This is a genomic window from Emticicia sp. MM (assembly GCF_001649495.1).
The window spans coordinates 1-19841 of sequence record NZ_LXHX01000036.1 but is presented as its reverse complement, the minus strand read 5'-3'; the positions used below and the strand labels follow the sequence as shown (position 1 = coordinate 19841).

The 19841-nt window shown below is 33.3% G+C and carries 18 protein-coding genes; 8 read left to right on the top strand and 10 right to left on the bottom strand.

Annotated elements, in window-relative coordinates:
- Positions 1-35: 35 nt before the first annotated feature.
- Genes A6M55_RS05350 through A6M55_RS05340 form a run of 3 tightly spaced genes read left to right on the top strand, consistent with a single transcriptional unit; the run spans position 36 to position 4385 of the window.
- Complete coding sequence (locus tag A6M55_RS05350; RefSeq protein ID WP_064196823.1) at positions 36-1013, top strand: DUF2157 domain-containing protein; 978 nt, start codon at positions 36-38, stop codon at positions 1011-1013.
- Positions 1000-2154 carry a hypothetical protein gene (locus A6M55_RS05345; RefSeq protein ID WP_064196822.1) on the top strand — a complete coding sequence of 385 codons (1155 nt, stop codon included), beginning with the start codon at positions 1000-1002 and terminating at the stop codon, positions 2152-2154. The genes A6M55_RS05350 and A6M55_RS05345 overlap by 14 nt, the downstream gene beginning before the upstream one ends.
- A 38-nt stretch (positions 2155-2192) precedes the next feature.
- Positions 2193-4385, top strand: a complete 2193-nt coding sequence (locus A6M55_RS05340) for an FUSC family membrane protein (protein ID WP_015030307.1) — start codon at positions 2193-2195, stop codon at positions 4383-4385.
- Here the strand turns inward: A6M55_RS05340 and A6M55_RS05335 are convergent.
- Together A6M55_RS05335 and A6M55_RS05330 are read right to left on the bottom strand one after the other, a co-directional pair.
- Complete coding sequence (locus tag A6M55_RS05335) at positions 4382-6229, bottom strand: HAMP domain-containing sensor histidine kinase (protein WP_064196821.1); 1848 nt, start codon at positions 6227-6229, stop codon at positions 4382-4384. The two genes, A6M55_RS05340 and A6M55_RS05335, sit on opposite strands and share 4 nt — an antisense overlap.
- A 17-nt stretch (positions 6230-6246) precedes the next feature.
- The gene (locus tag A6M55_RS05330) at positions 6247-6963 is read right to left on the bottom strand and encodes a LytTR family DNA-binding domain-containing protein (protein WP_015030305.1); all 717 of its coding nucleotides are present in this window, start codon (positions 6961-6963) and stop codon (positions 6247-6249) included.
- 199 nt (positions 6964-7162) lie between these two features.
- On the opposite strand from A6M55_RS05330, the gene A6M55_RS05325 reads away from it, so the two are divergent.
- Positions 7163-7432: an HU family DNA-binding protein gene (locus tag A6M55_RS05325; protein WP_015030304.1), complete on the top strand. Its 270-nt coding sequence runs from the start codon at positions 7163-7165 to the stop codon at positions 7430-7432.
- A gap of 102 nt (positions 7433-7534) precedes the next feature.
- Here the strand turns inward: A6M55_RS05325 and A6M55_RS05320 are convergent, their stop codons facing one another.
- From A6M55_RS05320 to A6M55_RS05310, 3 genes are all read right to left on the bottom strand, one after another.
- On the bottom strand, positions 7535-9226 hold the full coding sequence (locus tag A6M55_RS05320; RefSeq protein WP_064196820.1) for a VRR-NUC domain-containing protein: 1692 nt from the start codon (positions 9224-9226) through the stop codon (positions 7535-7537).
- A 64-nt stretch (positions 9227-9290) separates the two neighbouring features.
- Positions 9291-10055: an MBL fold metallo-hydrolase gene (locus A6M55_RS05315; protein WP_015030302.1), complete on the bottom strand. Its 765-nt coding sequence runs from the start codon at positions 10053-10055 to the stop codon at positions 9291-9293.
- Positions 10056-10166: 111 nt separating this feature from the next.
- A complete protein-coding gene (locus A6M55_RS05310; RefSeq protein WP_015030301.1) occupies positions 10167-10535 on the bottom strand; it encodes a response regulator in 369 nt (122 codons plus the stop codon).
- Positions 10536-10763: 228 nt separating this feature from the next.
- Between A6M55_RS05310 and A6M55_RS05305 the strand changes: the two genes are divergently transcribed.
- Positions 10764-11534 (top strand): UDP-2,3-diacylglucosamine diphosphatase, encoded by a 771-nt coding sequence (locus A6M55_RS05305; protein ID WP_064196819.1) that lies wholly within the window; start codon positions 10764-10766, stop codon positions 11532-11534.
- A gap of 5 nt (positions 11535-11539) precedes the next feature.
- On the opposite strand, the gene A6M55_RS05300 is transcribed toward A6M55_RS05305, so the two are convergent.
- Both A6M55_RS05300 and rfbC read right to left on the bottom strand, forming a co-directional pair.
- Complete coding sequence (locus A6M55_RS05300; RefSeq protein ID WP_064196818.1) at positions 11540-12313, bottom strand: tyrosine-protein phosphatase; 774 nt, start codon at positions 12311-12313, stop codon at positions 11540-11542.
- A 205-nt stretch (positions 12314-12518) separates the two neighbouring features.
- The gene (rfbC, locus tag A6M55_RS05295; RefSeq protein ID WP_064196817.1) at positions 12519-13061 is read right to left on the bottom strand and encodes a dTDP-4-dehydrorhamnose 3,5-epimerase; all 543 of its coding nucleotides are present in this window, start codon (positions 13059-13061) and stop codon (positions 12519-12521) included.
- Between the two features lie 162 nt (positions 13062-13223).
- Here rfbC and pyrF point away from each other — a divergent pair, with 162 nt between their 5' ends.
- Together pyrF and A6M55_RS05285 are read left to right on the top strand one after the other, a co-directional pair.
- Entirely contained in the window at positions 13224-14063 is an 840-nt protein-coding gene (gene pyrF / locus A6M55_RS05290; protein ID WP_064196816.1) for an orotidine-5'-phosphate decarboxylase, read from the top strand.
- Positions 14064-14132: 69 nt separating this feature from the next.
- The gene (locus tag A6M55_RS05285) at positions 14133-15413 is read left to right on the top strand and encodes a DUF2851 family protein (RefSeq protein WP_064196815.1); all 1281 of its coding nucleotides are present in this window, start codon (positions 14133-14135) and stop codon (positions 15411-15413) included.
- A gap of 21 nt (positions 15414-15434) precedes the next feature.
- Here A6M55_RS05285 and A6M55_RS05280 read toward each other — a convergent pair whose 3' ends face one another.
- Positions 15435-15641, bottom strand: coding sequence for a hypothetical protein (locus tag A6M55_RS05280; protein WP_015030295.1), 207 nt, complete (start codon positions 15639-15641; stop codon positions 15435-15437).
- Positions 15642-15646: 5 nt separating this feature from the next.
- The gene (locus A6M55_RS05275) at positions 15647-17116 is read right to left on the bottom strand and encodes a CCA tRNA nucleotidyltransferase (RefSeq protein ID WP_064196824.1); all 1470 of its coding nucleotides are present in this window, start codon (positions 17114-17116) and stop codon (positions 15647-15649) included.
- 270 nt (positions 17117-17386) lie between these two features.
- Here A6M55_RS05275 and A6M55_RS05270 point away from each other — a divergent pair, with 270 nt between their 5' ends.
- Positions 17387-18667, top strand: a complete 1281-nt coding sequence (locus tag A6M55_RS05270) for an NAD(P)/FAD-dependent oxidoreductase (RefSeq protein WP_015030293.1) — start codon at positions 17387-17389, stop codon at positions 18665-18667.
- A 168-nt stretch (positions 18668-18835) separates the two neighbouring features.
- Here A6M55_RS05270 and A6M55_RS05265 read toward each other — a convergent pair whose 3' ends face one another.
- Positions 18836-19690, bottom strand: a complete 855-nt coding sequence (locus A6M55_RS05265) for an AraC family transcriptional regulator (RefSeq protein ID WP_064196814.1) — start codon at positions 19688-19690, stop codon at positions 18836-18838.
- Positions 19691-19841: the final 151 nt, after the last annotated feature.

Here is a 19841-nt window from a genome sequence, read left to right as displayed (position 1 = left end):
ACATTTACTACTTTTATCCTAAAAGCATCTAATACATGGCAAAACTACCATTATATGATTTTCTAACTGAAAAAGTTATTATCTCAACAGAGAAAGCTTCCGAAATCAGAAATCATGATTCAATGCAACCTTTTTCAATTTATTGGGAGCTAAGGCTATTGCTATATCTTGGGGTAATGTTTCTGAGTTCAGGATTGGGTATTTTGATTTACGAAAATATTAATACCATTGGACATAATATCTTAATTGGTTTCATTGCTATTCTTTCTGCGGGTTGCTATTTCTACGCTTTCAAACATCGTAAATCGTTTACTTGGCAAGAAAACCAAGAAACTAATAATCTTGATGACTTCGCACTGATTGGTGGTTGTTTAACCTTTCTCACACTTGAAGGTTATTTACAATATCAATACACATTATTTGGCACAAGCTACGGAATAGCGGCATTTTTGCCAGCAATTTTATTTTTATTATGTGCTTATATTTTCGACCATCGTGGCGTTTTATCCATGGGTATAACTGCTTTTGCATCGTGGGTTGGTATTAGCATCACTCCTCTACGATTATTAAAAAACAATGATTTTAATAGTGAAAATATTATTATCACTGCATTATTTTTAGGCTTCTTTCTAATTATGATTGGTTGGGGCTCAATAATGAAATCACTGAAGAAACATTTTAGTTATACCTATTTCTTATTTGGAGGAAATTTAGCTTTTATTGCGGCACTTGCAGGGCTCTTTACTTTTGACTATAAATTTATTTATGGTTTAATAGTTGCCCTTTTAAGCTTTTTAAGTATCAAATATGCCCGAACAATACACTCTTACTTATTTTTACTAATGGGGGTAATTTATGGTTATATTGCCTTTACCTATACAACTTTTGAACTATTACCCAATGAAATAGGCCCATATTTGTATATGTCATACTTTATGCTTTCTGGTATGGGAGTAGTTTTCTTTTTAATTAAAATCAAACGAATTGTAAGACAAAAAAATGAAAGCTTATAACGAAACTTGGGTAGATAATATTAGCTACAGAAAAACTGTAGATGATTGGTATTCTAGAAACTTGATTAGTTCTATTCAACACCAAAAAGCATATGACGCTCTGCCAATTGGATTTCATCAATCAAATGTTTTTATTAAAATTGGACTTTTTCTATTTACTTGCATTGTTGCTTCTGCTGCATTGGGCTTTATCTCTTTATTTTTACTTGAAATATTGTCTGATACTACGTTTTCCTATTCTGTAATCAGCCTACTTTATGCTTTTGTATTTCTATTTTTTTTAGAATACTTCATCAAAAAAAATAGCTTTTATCGTTCTGGTGTTGATAATGCACTACTTTATGCCACAATTTGTGCATTTTTTGTAGCCATCATTGGTTTTTTAGAAATCAACATAGCTATTTGGAGTTATTGCTTAATTGCTGTAATTATCTTATTACCAGCCCTAATTCGTTATGCAGACCCACTTGTAGCATTGGGACTTTATCTTTCACTAATAGGGCTTTGTTTTTTTTCTATTACACAATACAATCTCGGCAAAACCATTATTCCATTTGTAATTATCTTAGTTTCAGGAGCTCTCTACCTGACTAATGATTTTTGGGCAAAAAAGGACCAAAACTACTATTATCAAGATTGTCAGACTATTATCGAAGTACTTACACTTATTACATTCTACTTAGGCGGAAACTATTTTATAGTTCGCGAAGGAAATGCATTTTTAAACGACTTAGACGTATCTGTACAAATAACTTTTGCACCACTATTTTGTATATTCAGTACAATAATCCCCATTTTATATATTATTTGGGGTTTGTTTAAGCATAATCGTTCGATGCTTGTCGTAGGCATGGCAGCTTTGGGATTCGCAATATTTACATTTAGATTCTATAATTCTTTCATTCCAATCCAATGGGCATTATGCATTGGTGGAAGTTTATTAATATGTCTATGTATTATTGCAATACGCTCTTTAAAAGCAGCAAAATTTGGCATAACTTCTGAAGCAATTGGTGTAAATGAGTTAAAAAACTTAGAAGCATTTATAGTGAATCAAGCACTACAACAACCCAACCAACCAAATAAAGTGCAGTTTGGGAAAGGTGATTTTGGTGGAGGTGGTAGCGGTAGTAATTACTAAATTTGAATACTATGGTTCAGATTTGAAGATTAATAAACATGGAACTCAAAGAAATAAACATATCAGCTAAGGAAATCCCTAAAGAAGTCAAAGGCTTTGTGTTAAGCCCCTATTTCGGTGATGGCCTACGTATTACCTTTGGGGTATTATTACCAAGTTTAATTCTTGCCCAATTCGGTCTTTTAAAGATAGGAATTACTTTTTCATTGGGTGCTGTTTGTGCAAGTATTGCCGACTCTCCTGGGCCTATCACTCACCGAAGAAATGCAATGTTTCTTACAATTGCTCTTGTTTCTGTCATTTCACTAATTACTAGTTTATGTAGTGGTTCAATCATACTATCTGGCCTTCTCGTAATAATTCTTAGTTTTTTGTGCTCAATGCTTTACATCTATGGGCTACGAGCAGCTTCTATTGGAATTGCCGCATTATTGGTAATGATTATTGGTATTGACGATATTCGTTCTCTTAATGAAATTTTGTTTTATTCACTTTATATTCTAATTGGTGGAATATGGTATGCACTGCTGAGTTTATCAATTTACCAAATAATGCCCTACCGGTTAGCACGATTAACCTTAGCCGAAGCTATTTCAGAAGTTGCTAACTTTATGCGAATAAAGGCTGGTTTTTATCAAGTTGGTATGGACTATGATGCCAATTATAAAAAATTAATCGATGCCCAAATTACAGTCAACGAAAAAATTGATGCCGTTAGAGAACAACTTTTTAAAAATCAAAAAATTGTTGAGGAAAGAACCCAAGAAGGGCGTTTACTACTAGTTATTTTCGTTGATATAGTTGATTTATATGAACAAATAATTTCAACCTTTTATAATTATCAGAAACTTCATAAACAATTTGATTCGACCGGCATACTAACCGATTTTGAGCATTTTTTAAATCTTCTTGCGGAACAAATCAACGAAATAAGTGCTTCGCTAAAAGATGGAAGTAGGCCACATTTGAACTTAATGATTCCTAAAAAACTAGATAATTTAAGGTCGAAAATTGAAGAAATTGAAAAAGAAGATTTCCAAAATACAAGCGATTTACCCAATGGGATTGGCATTCAAGCATTGAAAAATATTGAATTAAACATTGAAAACATTCTACTAAGAATTAAAAAAATCAATGCTTATTTTAGAGCTAAACAACAAAAAAAGCTTATTCGTAATGATTTATCAACGAATGCCTTTACAAATAGTCAAGTATATGATTTAGATACATTTTTTGATAATTTGAATCTAAAATCTGAAAACTTTAGGCACGCTTTACGTGTGACTGGTATGATGCTTGTTGGATTTATCATTGCAAAATCAACCCAACTTTTACATAGTAACTGGATTCTATTGACCATTATGGTTATTATGAAACCAGCCTATAGCCTAACAAAAGAACGTAACCTTGACAGACTCATCGGAACAATTGCAGGTGCATTGATTGGGATGATTATTCTAAATTACGTAAACGATAATCGCTGGCTATTTGCAATTTTATTAGTTTGTATGCTCGGCACATACAGTTTTCAACGTAAAACCTACCTTGTAAGCGTAGTTTTCATGACTCCGTTTATTTTAATCTTATTTGAATTTCTGGGTATGGGAAGCAGGGCTTTGCTCATTGAAAGAATTTATGATACCGCAATTGGCGGTGGCCTGGCCTTTGTTGGAAGTTATATCTTTTTACCTCATTGGGAACATAAAAAACTAAAAAATACACTCATAGAAATGCTTGAAGCTAATTTGGCTTACTATCATCAAGTTTCACAAATGTATTTTGGTGAAGAGTACAAACGTGTGCCTTATAAAATAGTAAGAAAAGAGGTTTTCGTTAGAAGTGCCAATTTGGCATCAGCACTACAACGAATGCTTTCCGAACCAAAACATAAACAAATTAGCATCAATGAAGTACATAAATTTTCAGTACTAAATCATTTATTTTCATCTTACGCAGCAACTTTAGCTCTTTATTCGAGAGAACATTTTAATACGCTTCCAGACATTTCTGGACTTGCAACAATTACACAACATACAGAAATATTATTAAAAGAAGCGATAAAAGTGGTTGAAAAAAGTGAATTTGTAGAAAATGATAATATTAAAATATTGAAAATAACATCTTTAAATGATGAAAAAGATGAAAGTGCTATTCTTATTAGTGAGCAATTTATGAATATCCAGAAAGTAGCTTTCGATATTTGTAAAATCTCCGAAAGAATTGAACTTTAGGCAGCAAAGCACGTAATAATTATAGTAGTTCCTTTATCAAGCTCACTTTCAACTCTGATAGTACCATTATTTCGTTCAATCAATTCTTTTACCAATACCAAGCCTAATCCTGTACCCTGTTCTCGGGCGGTTCCTAATGTTGAATCCGATTGGTTCAATTCAAAAAGTTTAAGTAATTTCTCTTTAGGAATTCCTACTCCATTATCAGTAACTTTGATAATGGCTTCGTGGCCTACTTCACTAAATTCAAATCTTATAATCCCATTTTCTTTGGTAAACTTAAGTGCATTCTGCAATAAGTTTCTTATGACAATTCTTAGATGATTACTATCAAATAAAATCTCAGCATTTTCAGGTATTCTATTATGTACAGCAATATGTTTTGCCTCTAAAAGAGGATAAAAAACCTGAATTTTAGTTTCTATAATTTCCGATAACTTAACCGCTCCTATTTGAGGTTTTATTGCGTCCATTTGTGTGATTGTCCAATTTAATACATTATCAAGTAAATTATTTACATTACTAAGTTGTATATTAAGCCTATTTACAGATTCCGAAAACTCTTCCTGAGTTAATGCTCCCCAGTTGATAAGCATCAAGTAATTTTTCAGGCTTGCTAATGGTGAGCGTAAATCGTGCGAAATGATTGCTAATAGTTTATTTTTAGTAGCATTTAGTGCAGCTAAGGCTTCTTTTTGAGCATTAATTTCCTGTCGTTTTTTCTGGAGAAATACAGCAAAACTAATGAAAATGATTAAAATCAAAGAAATAGCCAACATTATTATGAGCTGTTGTCTTTTCTCTATTTCTAAAATGGCAATTTCACTTTCTTTCTTTTCCAAATCCATTGCAGCCTTCAACTTGGTTAATTGAACTTTCCCATCTTGTGTCTGCCTTTTATCTCTCAACCATAAAAGAATTTCAGTTAGTTGTTTAGAGGCTTCGTTAGCCTCTTTAAACTGACCTTTCTTCTCATATAGGCCTTGCAAATTTTTTACAAGAAAAAATAAATGAAAGGTATCTATTTTGGGTTTATTAATTTCAATTCTAAGACATTCTTTAAAAGACTGTTCAGCTTCTTTATACCTTTTTAATTTTGTCTCAAAACGACCAACATCATTCATGTAAACAAATAACCCTTTGGTCTTTTTTAAGAGTGGTCGTGCGTCTGAAAGTTTTTTATAGAAGCTATTCGCTTCTTTCATTCTTTTCTGAGACTCGAGTAAATCACAGTAGTCTAAAACTCCAGAAAACCATTGGTCAATATCATTTTTCCTAGATATTTCCAATGCCTCCCTTAAATAAACCTCACCCTTGGCAAATTCTTTCTTCCCTACTAAAAAATTAAATAATATAGCTCTAATATCGTGTTGTATCTTCCAATCATTCGACTTACTGGCGTACTCTAATGCTTTTTGATACAATTCACCGGGATTACCCGTATTTTGATGTCCAGCAATGATTCCAGTTAGTTGATAGCACCTAGCTAAATACAAATAAGAATTACAAGCCTTTGCGGCATCAATACCCTTTGTAAGCCATTCTAAAGCAACTTTATCATCTTTTACATAATATATATTAATATATCCTAGGCCATACATCGCCTGAGCAACATAATACAAATTCTTAATTTTTTTTGCTAAAGAATAGGATTGGTTTACGAAAAAAATAGCAGAATCAGGATTTTGGTATTCATACTTCATCCCCAAGTCATACAATAATTGGCACTTAGTTGTATCGGCAATTTTTTGTGAAAGTCTTTGCTTAAGGTAAAGAATATCATCTGCTTTTGCAGAAAAATGAACTAGATACAACAATAGGAAAACAACTCGAAAGTTCTTCATCTAAAATCTAAAGTCTATCAATTTGTCCTACTTATCAATTTTCCTTCAATATGTTTCCGTGTTACTTGCATACGATATTGCTCTCCAATTGGAATAATCGTTCCATCAACTAAAATCAGCTCACTTTTTGTGATGAGATTAATAGCTGAACGATTTACAATATACGACCGATGCACTCTAAGAAATCTATCCCCCTTGAGTTGTTCTTCCATTTTTGCAATAGAAAGTATAGGTAAAAATGATTTACTGGTTGTAACAATCTGCAAAAAGTTTTCTTGGGATTTCATATAAAGCACTTCGCGGTATTCTATCTGCACGTAGTTTAGATTTTCACGGATAAAAAAATAAGGCTCAGCATTCGCAGATTCGGGCGGATGAATCATCCTTACTTTAACTCTTTCTATACTTCGAATGAAACGTTCAAGATCTATTGGCTTTAATAAAAAGTCAATTGGAGATACTTCATAACAGTCTAAGGCATAATTAGGGTGAGCAGTTACGAAAATTACCAAGGGAGGAATTCGAATACTTTTTACTAATGCCAAACCTGTCATGTCAGGCATCTCAATATCGCAAATTAGTAAGTCCACTTCCACTTCGGCCATTTTCCCATAAGCTTCCATAGCTGAACTGCAAACACCCACAAGCTCTAAGTTAGGATTCATCTGGACAAACTTCGAGAGAATAGTTTGCCAATCAGGATTATCATCTACAACTAAAGTATTAATCTTCATTCTTTATTTACAATAATAGGCAGGTTACTTAATTAGTTTTCATGTACAAATGGCGTATGTTAATCTACAAAATAGGTCATTCTGTAAACTATTAAAATTTGGATTTGTCCAAATATAGTGCAATCCTTAATTTTGACAAATAATTTCTTTGTATAAGTAAAAAAAATATTTGTTGCATATATTTTGATACCTTTAATAAATGAACAAAGCAGAACTAATCCGAGAAATTTCAAATAAAACCAGTATTAGTTTTGAAGAAACAACTTTAATTATTGATTCATTATTTGAAGTTATTAAAGAAGAAGTTCATAAGCAAAAAAAAATTACTTTTAAGGGCTTCGGAGCCTTTTTTCAAAAAAAGAGGGCTACCAAAAAAGTACAATTGATAAAAGAGAAAAAAACAATCACATTGGCTGAACACTATATACCAGCATTTAGTGCATCAAAGACATTAAAAGTTACAGAATAATTGCTATTGAGTTTTTCGTATCCAAAAAGTAAACTTAAAAAAGAAAACTCCCAAAACAACCTGTATTTCACAAAACGTAAAAGTATTCACTTTTGCGTTTTCTTATTTTATAGCCTCTATATCTACATCTGTATTACTCTCTTTCCAATAAACACGTAGTACCTTTGCATGTACACCAATGTTTTCAAAATACTGTAACCATGAAAGCTGCTGATTTGAAAGATTATCGGTAGGTGATTTTACTTCTACAAAACAATAGCTATCGTTATCCCAAATAAATAAATCAGGAAACCCACGCAGATTTTCTACCAAATTTTTCGACATTTCGTGAAGAATATTCTTCAATGCTTCAAATTCTATCAATTCTACCGCTTTCCGTACAAGTAACCAAATTTCATCTATCCAAACTACAAAAGGGTTTGCAATGCCATTTTTTGATTCATATCGTTCGCCCATATAAACCAATAAATCTTGTACATCACTAAACGAATCTAAGTGATTGATTATAATGTCTTTACGTTTTTCATAAAAATCAGGTAAATATAAATCGGATGGGCGTCTTTGGAATGGGTGGTGAAACGCCACCAAACTCGGGTCAAAAACAATATCCCAAAAAACTAATCCAAAAATAGCACGCCAAAGATGATTCTCAGAAAAAACCGCCAATTTACCCTCTTGTTGGTAATAATCAACTACTCCCATTTCAACTTGGTGCCTAAACTCACGCGAAATGGTAATAGACTCTGCCTGATGCAACCAAGAAGTTGTACTTTTTTTAGTTTTCTTTTTTGTGTTGAGTTTATTCAAAAAATCAATTGCATAAAATTTTTCATCGGCATTTTTCGGATATTCAATCATTTGTTGACACATCGAAAAAGCTTCATCAATATGATTTAACTTTTGTAAAGTACGAACTTGTCGTTCTCGGGAAGGTACTTGTTCGGTAAGTCGATAAACTTGAAGAGCTTCATCTAAAAGCTTACTTTTTTCTAAGAATGTAGCCACTTTTATTATTAATCGCTCGTATGAAGGCTTGGCCACCTCACTCAATTCATGGGTAGTCTCAGCAAAATTCATAAACCAATCGTATATTTCTAGTGGCGGAGCCGTTTCTTTTAGCTGGTTAAATAATTCATTTTGGTCTGTAATTAACCATTTATCTTCGGCATCTTTACGTGTATTAAAACGAGCTACGAGTTTATCATCATCATGACTTTCATATTGGATTAATCCCATATCTCTTACCACAAACTCAGTCATATCAAGATAGCGATTTCCAAAAAATAAGAACTTCATGAAAGTTGTTTCAAACTCAAAACAAACTTTTATGATAGGCTCTAAAGCATTAAGTTTTTCAACGATAAATTCAAACGGGAAAGTTTGGAGAATTGCCTCTACGAGTTCATCTTTTTTTAGTTTTTTCTGTTCTTTAGACAAGTCCGTAAATTGAGAAACTAATTCTTTAGCATTCAAAATACCCAAAATTTCCTTGCTAAATGTTTCGTGTTTGCTTGCCTTTAAATTTTCGATAAACTCACGCTCCAATAATTCATTTAAAAGTGCAGGAATATCAGTCAATTCGGCGTAAGACAATTTATTTATTCGAAAGAAAAGCCCTCTCCTATTCGTAAAGCGAATAAAAAGACATTGAGCATCTTCACTCAAACAGTAGTATTTCCGAAGGAAACGCCATTCATTTTCATTGAGGATATGACGGTACTTTTCTTGAACAAAATCAAGAACATAGTTGAAATATTCGAGGTAATATTTGGGTGGGAGTTCGTTTTGAATCACTTTTTTTGTGCATGAAAATCAATCTAAAAACTATTACTAACACATTTTGGTTCGGTCAGATAATTTATAGTTTTATTTTCAAACCATCGTAGGCAAGTCTAATATTTGAAGGCAACTCTTGTTCAACTATGCTATGAAAGCCCATTTTATGACTGATGTGCGTAAGATAAGTCGTTTCAGCATTTACTTTTTGGGCCACTTCAATAGCTTCTTCCAACGTAAAATGCGAAATATGTTTTTGGCGTTGAAGAGCACCCAAAACTAACACTTTAGTACCATAAACTTTTTCAAGTTCCTCTTCAGAAATAAAGTTTACGTCTGTGATATAAGTAAAATCATTAACTCGATAGCCTAATACTGGTAAGCGATGATGTAATACTTCTATAGGTAGAAAATCAACACCTTTGATTGAAAATGGTTTATTTTCAATTTCATGAACATTAATTAGAGGAACGCCCGGGTATTTTTGTTCATCAAAAGCATAAGCGAATTCTCTTTTGAGTTGATTTAAAACTCTTGGATGTCCGAAAATATCTAAATGTTGAATCCCGTGAAGATAATTATAAGGTCGAATATCATCCATACCAGCAGTATGGTCTTTGTGCTCGTGCGTATAAATTACGCCATCAATGTGAGGGATTCGCTCTCTAAGGGCTTGTTGGCGAAAATCGGGGCCAGTATCAATTACAAAGCTTTTATTATCAACTTCAATCCAAACCGATACTCTAAGGCGTTTGTCACGGTAGTCTAACGAATTACAAACCTCACACCCACACGTAAGTACCGGTATACCGCCTGAAGTACCTGTTCCGAGAAAAGTTACTTGCATTTTAGTTTGAATATATAGATAAGTAAATGATAGAATGGATGTTCAAATAAATTCTAACAAGATATTCTATCATTTACTTATTTGTAAGAGGTGGCAAACCACTAAAAAAAATTACTCAGTAAGTCCTTTAACAACATCAACTAATCTATCGAAATTCAAAGGTTTCATTAAAGCATCATTAAAACCTGCCTCTTTGAAATCAGTATCTGTATAGTTTTTTGCATTGCCAGTGATAGCCACAACTGGAAGTTGAGATTTCTTAGAGTCACTGAGCTGACGAATAGCCTTTACACATTCCATACCATCCATAATAGGCATATTGATGTCTAGCAATAAGATGTCAAAATCTTCTTTATCGAGCAATTGCATCACTTGTTCGCCATTTTTCACGGCAGTAATTTCAAAGTTTTGAAATTCCAAAATCTTTTTGGCTAAGTTTTGAATCACTGAGCTGTCTTCGGCAATTAATACTCGTTTCATTGGATAAGAAAAAGTGTTTTAAATAAAATGGTCCTGATAGATTTTGGTGTAAATATAAGGAAAGATGAAGTTCTACAAAATCAAAACTATGGATAATTTCTAAACATTTATCAATAAGTACGAAAAAAAGTCTTATTTGAACAAATTTTTACTTTTTACTTAAAATATTCATAAAATTTTGCTTGATTCGTGTTCAAATTGAAATTTTATTGATTTTTAAAACTTCCAATGAATCGAATAATTCCCACTGGAAAAAAAATATATTTTGCTTCAGATTTTCATCTAGGAGCACCTTCACCTTCCGAAAGTCTGAAAAGAGAACGTATCATCATTGATTGGCTTGATAACATCCGACACGATGCGGAAGTGATTTTTCTCGTTGGTGATTTATTTGACTTTTGGCATGAATATAAATATGTTGTCCCTAAGGGCTCGGTTAGATTCTTAGGGAAACTCGCTGAATTATCAGATTCGGGTATCGAAATAATTATATTTCTAGGAAATCGAGATATGTGGATGAGTGATTACTTCGAAACTGAACTTAAAATTCAAACCATACGAAAACCCCGAGTTTTTACTTTTAATCAAAAAACATTTTATGTGGGTCATGGAGATGGCCTTGGTGCAGATGACATGGGTTACAAAATTTTGAAAGTAATTTTTGAAGGAAAATTACCAAGATTTTTGTTCGGCAGAATCATGCACCCTAATCTCGGAATGAAACTTGGACTTTTATGGACAAAAAACAGTTGGAAAAAGAAACGTAAACCTGAACAATTCAAAGGAGAGGAAAAAGAACATTTAGTGCAATATTCTAAAAGAATAGAGGCTCAAAATCACCATGATTTTTATGTTTTCGGTCACCGTCATACTGTGGTCGAAATGGATATTTCATCAAATGCCAAATATTTCAACTTAGGCGATTGGATATGGCATTATAGCTATGCTGTTTTTGATGGTGAAAAAATGCAACTACATAATTATCAACCTAAAGAATAATTTTTTTAAGCGTAAGATATAAGCCTTTCACCAAGTAATGAATTATTCAATACATTTTGTTTCATTGCTTCTAGGAAAATATTTAGTTTAAAAGTTTGTTTGATGCTTTGTAACTGATTATAACTGTGACAATCTGTACCCCAAAAAACTGCTAGATTTTTACTGATGATAAACTCTGCAATTTCCTGAGCTTGTTTCGAATAATAGCCTGTTAGCGAGCCTATATTTAGCTGAAAAATAATCCCATTGAGGATCAAACGTTCTATGATATTTTTATCTTGTAAACTTATGTATCTTTCAGGGTGAGCTAATACAGGTGTGTAACCTGCTTGTCTAATTTTGGTGGCGGCTTCAATAATGCAAGAAACCTTAGAAACAAACGAAACCTCAAATAACAAATATTGCCTACTTCCGCCAAACGTAAGAGCCTCACGGCGTTCGATTAATCTAAATAAATTATCTTCAACATAATATTCCGCGGCAGCTTCCAGCTCCATCTGAATATTTTGCTGTAAAAGTGTAGATTTTAAAATTTGAAGAGAATTGAGTATGCCTTCTGTAGTATTATTATAATACCCAGACATTACATGTGGCGTTAGTATAAGCTTACGATAACCGATATCATACATTTCTTGGATAATCTCAATACTCTGCTCTATATCAGTAGGACCATCATCTAATTGTGGGAGTAAGTGTGCGTGTATATCAACTCTCAAGTGGCTATTTTGAGTATTAGTTTCTTTACTCAAATCGCCCCTTCTAAATATCGACTTAAACATTATGGATGGTTTTATTGATTTCTTTGGTTTCAATCAACACCCTAAAATAATTAGGGTGTTGACTAGCTGATGAGTCCCAAGACCATGCCAAATACCTACTCCTGTAAATAAAAATAGCAAGCGGTAGTATACGCTTGCTATAAATGATTTTGCAGTAATTATTTACTTAAATTACTATTTTGGTATAATTTATGATAGCATAACATTAGAAACCTTTCGAAATAAGCTCCTTGAATGTTGGTAATTCTAAATCTTTCTCCGATACGTTCGGATTCGTAATTCCCCAATCAATATTCAAATCAGGGTCATTCCAAATAATTCCACCTTCTGCGGCTTTATTATAAATATTTGTACATTTATAGGTAAAAATCGAATCCTCTAAAGCAGCAAAGCCATGAGCAAAACCTTCGGGAATAAATACCATATTTTGCAACTTTGAATCGAGAACAAAACGTTCGTATTTTCCAAAAGTTGGCGAGTTTGGACGAATATCTACTGCAACATCAACTACCTTTCCAGTAATAACCCTAACTAATTTTCCTTGAGAATAAGGTTGGCTTTGGAAATGTAAACCTCTTAAAACTCCAGCAGTAGAAAATGATTGATTATCTTGTACGAATGTAAAAGGAATTCCGTTTTCAGCAAAAATATTGTGTCTATATGATTCGAAGAAATGACCACGGGCATCGCCAAAAATTTTAGGATATATTTCGATAAGTCCTTCGATACTTGTTTTTCTAAACTCCATTATGATGGTTAATTTTTGAGTAGAATAATTTATATTTGGATTTACTGTACGATATAGGTATTTATATTTTCACTACAAAAGTAATATTTAGTAAATAAAATCATTTTATTTTTCTGATTAAATCACATAAATTATAGAAATTTGCTCAAAAATCAGTAGATAATGACAAAACAACAGCTTTTCGAGCAAATTACTCAAAAAAACTCTTATTTGTGTGTAGGTCTTGATACCGATATCAAAAAAATACCTTCGCACCTCCTCAAAGAAAAAGACCCAATTTTTGAATTTAATCGCCAAATCATAGACGCTACTGCTCAGTTTGCCGTTGCTTACAAGCCAAACATTGCATTCTACGAAGCTTTGGGAGCTAAAGGTTGGGAAAGTCTTCAAAAAACGATTGAATACATTCCTAGAGAATGTTTCACGATTGCAGACGCCAAACGTGGAGATATTGGGAATACCTCAAGTCTTTATGCTCGAACATTTTTTGACAAATCTTCTTCTGGATTAGATTTTGATTCGGTAACGGTTGCTCCATATATGGGTAGCGACTCTGTTATTCCATTCTTAGAGTTTGAAGGGAAATGGGTAATTCTTTTAGCTCTTACATCTAATGCTGGTGGTGATGATTTTCAGCAATTATTAGTCAATAGTGAAGAATCTGAAATAAAAAATCTATACCAACAAGTAATTTTAACTTCACAGAAATGGGCTGATAGCGAACGAATGATGTATGTAGTGGGTGCGACAAAAGCAGATAAACTACTTAAAATCAGAGAAATAGCACCTGAACATTTCTTACTCGTTCCGGGAATTGGGGCACAAGGAGGAAGCTTAGAAGAGGTATCAAAATATGGAATGAATAAACAATGTGGTTTACTGGTTAATTCTTCAAGAGCAATTATTTATGCTTCTTCTGGAGATGACTTTGCAAAAGTTGCAGCCCAAGAAGCTCAATTAGTGCAAGAAGAAATGGCAAAATATTTACAAATGTATTTGTAATTTTTGCTCAAATTTTCCAAATTGTTCGACTAATCCAACAATTTGGAAAATTATCCCACTAACTTTTTTATGAACGAAGCATTTCTGCACTACCTATGGCAATTTCAACAATTTGAAAAATCAGATTTACGTACTTCAACTAAGGATACGATTACTGTTCTAAAAACAGGATTCTATAATACCAATTCTGGTCCAGATTTTATTAATGCAAGAATATTAATCAATGAAATAGAATGGGTCGGAAATGTAGAAATTCATATAAAATCCTCAGATTGGAAAGTTCATAAACACCAAGAAGATGAAGCCTACAACAATGTGATTCTCCATGTAGTTTGGGAAAATAACCAGCTTATTGTTAGACAAGATGGTAGTTTGATTCCAACCCTAGAATTGAAGTCAATTACAGACTTTGAACTTATTAATAAATATCAGTATTTAATTGATAATCAATCAATAATCCCTTGTCAGGAAGCATATTCGAAGGTGTCTGACTTATCAAAATTTGCAATGCTTGATAAGGTTCTGACCAAACGACTACAACAAAAAGCAGCCATTGTAAATGAACTTTTTGAAAATAATAAAGGAGATTGGGAAGAAACAGCTTACCAATTATTAGCGAGAAACTTTGGTTTCAAACTCAACTCTGATGTTTTTCTTAGGCTCGCTCAAAACCTTCCGCTAAAAGTGCTACAAAAACATCGAGATAATCTCTTTCAAATTGAGTCTATGTTTTTTGGGCAAGCTGGTTTAATTGAGATTTATGATGAATATGCTGAAAAACTAAGTCAAGAGTATGAATTCTTTGCCATAAAGTTCTCTTTGAAAGCAAGGCAATTGAATTCATATGAATGGAAGTTTTTACGTACACGTCCGGCAAATTTCCCCACAATCAGATTGGCACAACTGGCTAAATTAGTCACGCAACAACAGAGTTTTTTCTCACTATTTACTCAAAGTAATTCGATTGAAGAAATACGTAATGCATTAAAAATTGAGCAATCATCTTACTGGCAAGAACATTTTAACTTTGGTAAGACTTCCAATAAAAAATTATTGGGTCTGGGTATAAGTTCTATCAATAACATTATAATTAATTCTGCTATCCCATTGTTGGCTTTTTACGCAGAAAAGATAGGAAATCATGAATTAATGAATCGGTGTATCAACTTTTTAGAAAATTTACCCGCCGAAGAAAATAGTATTTGTGATATTTGGAAGAATATGGGTTTAAGCATCAAAACAGCTTTCGATTCACAAGCGAGTATTGAGCTTTACAATAGTTTTTGTACAAAAAAGCAGTGTTTACAATGCAATATTGGAGTAGAAATACTAAAAAACCCTCCCGAATGAGGAGGGTTTGAGAAAAATATCTTAAGTACGATTTACCATCGAAACACCAGATACTAATAATATGATACCTAATACTGCTGGAGCGATTTTTCTTGCACCTTTTACAGCCAAACCCATGACTGTATCATTCGTTGACATAAAAGCTACACAAGCAAACAACAATAGCAAAAGTCCCATTCCAGCTAGGATACCACCTAACATTCTTTTAAATTTAGTTCCGTCATTCATATCAGTTAATTATTTTCGAGTTTAGGTATTTCTGTTAAATATCTTACATCTTCTTTTGTTTTTACAGGCTTAAGGTTAAGTTTTGCTCCTTCATTTAAAATAAACTCAAAAGAAGGTCCAAATTCATTGGGAATGATGCCTTCCAAAACTGCCTCCCGAAGGGCAAGTTTTATGGTTCCCACTTCTCTTGAAGGTTTCAAATCAAAAACTTCCATGATTATCTCACCAGTAATAACTGGCTGAAAATTACGAAGTTTATCTTTTTCTTCCAACTCAACAAGCATTTCCTCAACTTTATCGAAGTTGGCTAAGTATTTTCTTACTTTATTAGAATCTTTTGAGGTAATATCTGCTCTACACAAAATCATTAAAGCTTCTAAGTCTTCACCTGCTTCAAACAATAAACGGCGTAATGCAGAATCAGAAATGCCTTCTTTCGCTAAGGCAATTGGACGCAGATGCAAACGCACTAATTTTTTAACCATTCTCATTTTACCATCAAGTGGTAATTTGAGTTTACGGAAAATATTGGGAGTCATTTTAGCTCCTAATTCTTCATGTCCGTGAAATGACCAACCTATTTTTGGATGAAACCGTTTGGTAGCAGGTTTAGCAATATCATGCAAGATTGCCGCCCAACGTAACCATAAATCACTAGACTTAATCGCCACATTATCAAGCACTTGCAAAGTATGATAAAAATTATCTTTATGACCTTTCCCATCATGAGTTTCAACACCTTGAAGCTCACAGAATTCAGGAAAAATAATTTGAAGCAACCCAGTATAAAACAACAACTTAAAACCGTAAGATGGTGTCTTTGATAAAACTATCTTATTTAATTCATCGGTAATTCTCTCTTGGGAAACAATTCCGATACGGTCTTTCATAGACGAAATTGCATCAAAAGTAGGACCATCAATATCAAATCCTAATTGAGAGGCAAACCTCACAGCACGCATCATACGGAGCGGGTCATCAGAAAAAGTAATTTCTGGGTTGAGCGGTGTTCGGATAATTTTTCGTTTAATATCTTCTACCCCACCAAATGGGTCAATGAGTTGCCCGAAATTTTCTTTATTAAGCGAAATACCCAAAGCATTAATCGTAAAATCTCTGCGATTTTGGTCGTCTTCTAATGAACCATCCTCTACCAAAGGTTTACGGGAATCATAACGATACGATTCTTTTCTTGCACCCACAAACTCAATCTCTATATCGCCCGATTTAATTTGGGCAGTACCAAAATTCTTGAAAAAACTCACATATACATTATCGCCTAATTTGCTGGCTACTTTTTCAGCCAAAGCGATACCACTTCCCAAACAAACCACATCAATATCTTTATTTGGTCGGTCGAGGAATAGGTCTCGTACATATCCGCCAATCACATATGCATCAATTTCTAATTCGCTTGCGGCATTGGCGATTACTTCAAAAATTGGGTCTTTTTGTAAACTTTCTCTAAAATTCAATGTCAAAATTGGTAGTTCTGTTTGCAAAGGTACAAAGGATTGAAGACCTAAACAATTTCGACTGAAATATTGCAGAAAAGCTAAGGAAAACAAAGCAAAAAATGTAAATTTGAGGCTTATATGATAAAGTCAGTGAATAAATTTACTAACTATTTGAACAGAGGAAAAATACAAAAAACACCAAGATTAAAATCGTTTTAAAATAATATATCCTTTGTTCGATTAGAGAGCGATTTCAATCGCCATTTTTATCCAAAACAAACCTCAAACATGACTCCCAATATTCCTGAAACAAACCAAACTCGTATCGTCATTATTGGTGCGGGATTTGGTGGATTAGCTCTTGCACAACAGCTCGCCAAACACGACGTACAAATTGTTTTAATTGATAAAAATAATTACCATCAATTTCAGCCTCTTTTTTATCAGGTAGCTATGGCTGGCCTCGAACCGAGTTCGATTTCTTTTCCACTCCGAAAGATTTTTCAACGCAAAAAGAATGTCCATATCAGAATTACGAAGGTAACTCAAGTAAATACCGAACAAAAAATTCTGACAACTGAATTAGGTGAATTAAGCTACGATTATTTGGTAATTGCGGTTGGAGCCGATACCAATTTCTTTGGTATGCAAAATATCATCGAAAATGCTATGCCCATGAAATCTGTTTCAGAGGCTATCTATCTGAGAAACAAGGTTTTACAAAACCTTGAAGATGCTCTTACGGCTACTGATGCCGATACGAGAGAAGGCTTAATGAATATGGTTGTTGTGGGTACTGGCCCGACTGGAGTGGAAGTTTCGGGGACTTTGGCTGAAATGAAACGTTTGATTTTGCCCAAGGATTATCCTGAATTGGACTTTAATCAAATGAAGATTTATTTATTTGGTTCTTCAGCAGAGGTTTTGGAAGTGATGTCGGATGAGGCTTCTGTAAAAAGTAAAGAATACCTCGAACGCTTAGGTGTAATCGTAAGAAATGGTGTGAGAATTACAGATTTTGATGGAAAATATGCTTACACACAAAGTGGAGAAAAAATCAGAACCAACAATGTTGTTTGGGCGGCGGGTATCAAAGGAAACGTAATTGAAGGTTTTGCAAAAGAAGCCTACGGACCAGGTAATAGACTGAAAGTCAATCAGTTTAATCAAGTGGAAGGCTTTAATGATATTTTTGCCTTAGGCGATATTGCATTAATGAGTGGCGACCCTAAATTCCCGAATGGGCATCCACAGGTTGCTCAGCCAGCTATTCAACAAGGTAAACTTTTGGCTAAAAACCTTTTTAAAATGATGCGAAAAGAAGAACCAACTGGCTTTGAATATAATGATTTAGGCTCGATGGCTACGGTTGGAAGGCATTTGGCAGTGGTAGATTTACCTTTCTGGAAATTTCAAGGTGCTTTTGCTTGGTATGTGTGGATGTTTGTGCATTTAATGGCCATTTTAGGTGTAAAAAACAAAGTAATGGTATTTATCAATTGGCTTTGGAATTATATTACATATGACCAATCACTAAGGTTAATTATTAAACCAAAAATAAAACAATAATTGTAGGGCAAGTTTCAAACTTGCCTTTTTTGTTGAAGTAACTTTCAATGATTTTATAATTGTCAAGCTTAGCAGGTTTCCTAAAACTCGTATTCATATGTTAAATCAAGAAAGATAAAAAAATCCATTTTTGCTAATTTAACAAGTTAAAAACTTGTCCTACAAATACTAAAACTGCTTTAAATAAGTTCTTGGCGACATTTTCATTCGTTTTTTAAATTGTCGGTTAAAATTAGAGACATTATTAAAACCGCTTGAAAAACAGATTTCCAACACACTTTTTTCATTACTTTGCAACATTCGGCAAGCATGACCAATGCGAATATCATTCAAGAAATCGGAGAAAGTTTTTCGGGTTCTCAGTTTGAAGAATTTACAAAAGGCATTGGGTGTCATGTTGGCAATTTCAGAGATTTCTTCCAAAGAAACTTCTCGCTCAAAATTTTTCATTAAAAACTCAAAAACTGCATTAATTCGTTGATTATCAACTTCTTTTTGTGGACTTTGATAAGAAACACTCGATAAAAATTCTTTGTTCGCCGATAAATGAATCTCATTAAGTATTTGTAAGAAAATCATAAGTTTTTCAAATCCTTGCTTATTTTCGATTGATTTTACGAGATTGGTCACCGCATTTGCCTCATAATTCCTAATTCTGATTCCCCTTGAAGCTTCCGTAAGTAAGTGTCTCAAATGCTGTGTTTCGGGGATGTCGAAGAAATTATCTCCTAATAAATCTCCTCTAAAATAAACCGAAATAGAGTGTGCTCTTAGGCTTTCTGAATAATATTCAGAATCATTTCTAAAAACATGAGGCAGATTGCTTCCTAAAAAATAAATATCATAAGGTTGAAAACGCTCAACATTATCACCCACGAACTGCGTACCAGTACCTTCAAGAATAAGCGTAATTTGCCATTCAGGATGAAAATGCAGTGTATCATAGAAATAGGGTAAATCATCAACTTGCACACGAAATGATTCGGTTTCGGTTTTGGGTATTCTGAATAATAGTGGTTTCATTTTAAATCTACGTTATTACATCCCCCTGCTCCCATCATAGGGGGGAGTTTTGTTCTCGTATAAAAAATCCCTATATGAAAAGAGTAAGGGGGATGTTGTTCAAAGACCACAAGCAATTAAATACTAATTTATTCAATATTAAGATTTATTC

Bases quoted from the DNA above. Each gene is read 5' to 3' on its own strand.
- A6M55_RS05315 (WP_015030302.1), bottom strand. From the start codon at position 10,055: ATGCAAGTAACTTTTCTCGGAACAGGTACTTCAGGCGGTATACCGGTA.
- A6M55_RS05335 (WP_064196821.1), bottom strand. From the start codon at position 6,229: ATGAAGAACTTTCGAGTTGTTTTCCTATTGTTGTATCTAGTTCATTTT.
- A6M55_RS05300 (WP_064196818.1), bottom strand. From the start codon at position 12,313: ATGTTTAAGTCGATATTTAGAAGGGGCGATTTGAGTAAAGAAACTAAT.
- A6M55_RS05345 (WP_064196822.1), top strand. From the start codon at position 1,000: ATGAAAGCTTATAACGAAACTTGGGTAGATAATATTAGCTACAGAAAA.
- A6M55_RS05330 (WP_015030305.1), bottom strand. From the start codon at position 6,963: ATGAAGATTAATACTTTAGTTGTAGATGATAATCCTGATTGGCAAACT.
- pyrF (WP_064196816.1), top strand. From the start codon at position 13,224: ATGACAAAACAACAGCTTTTCGAGCAAATTACTCAAAAAAACTCTTAT.
- A6M55_RS05325 (WP_015030304.1), top strand. From the start codon at position 7,163: ATGAACAAAGCAGAACTAATCCGAGAAATTTCAAATAAAACCAGTATT.
- A6M55_RS05310 (WP_015030301.1), bottom strand. From the start codon at position 10,535: ATGAAACGAGTATTAATTGCCGAAGACAGCTCAGTGATTCAAAACTTA.
- A6M55_RS05285 (WP_064196815.1), top strand. From the start codon at position 14,133: ATGAACGAAGCATTTCTGCACTACCTATGGCAATTTCAACAATTTGAA.
- A6M55_RS05305 (WP_064196819.1), top strand. From the start codon at position 10,764: ATGAATCGAATAATTCCCACTGGAAAAAAAATATATTTTGCTTCAGAT.
- A6M55_RS05270 (WP_015030293.1), top strand. From the start codon at position 17,387: ATGACTCCCAATATTCCTGAAACAAACCAAACTCGTATCGTCATTATT.
- rfbC (WP_064196817.1), bottom strand. From the start codon at position 13,061: ATGGAGTTTAGAAAAACAAGTATCGAAGGACTTATCGAAATATATCCT.
- A6M55_RS05265 (WP_064196814.1), bottom strand. From the start codon at position 19,690: ATGAAACCACTATTATTCAGAATACCCAAAACCGAAACCGAATCATTT.
- A6M55_RS05280 (WP_015030295.1), bottom strand. From the start codon at position 15,641: ATGAATGACGGAACTAAATTTAAAAGAATGTTAGGTGGTATCCTAGCT.
- A6M55_RS05350 (WP_064196823.1), top strand. From the start codon at position 36: ATGGCAAAACTACCATTATATGATTTTCTAACTGAAAAAGTTATTATC.
- A6M55_RS05340 (WP_015030307.1), top strand. From the start codon at position 2,193: ATGGAACTCAAAGAAATAAACATATCAGCTAAGGAAATCCCTAAAGAA.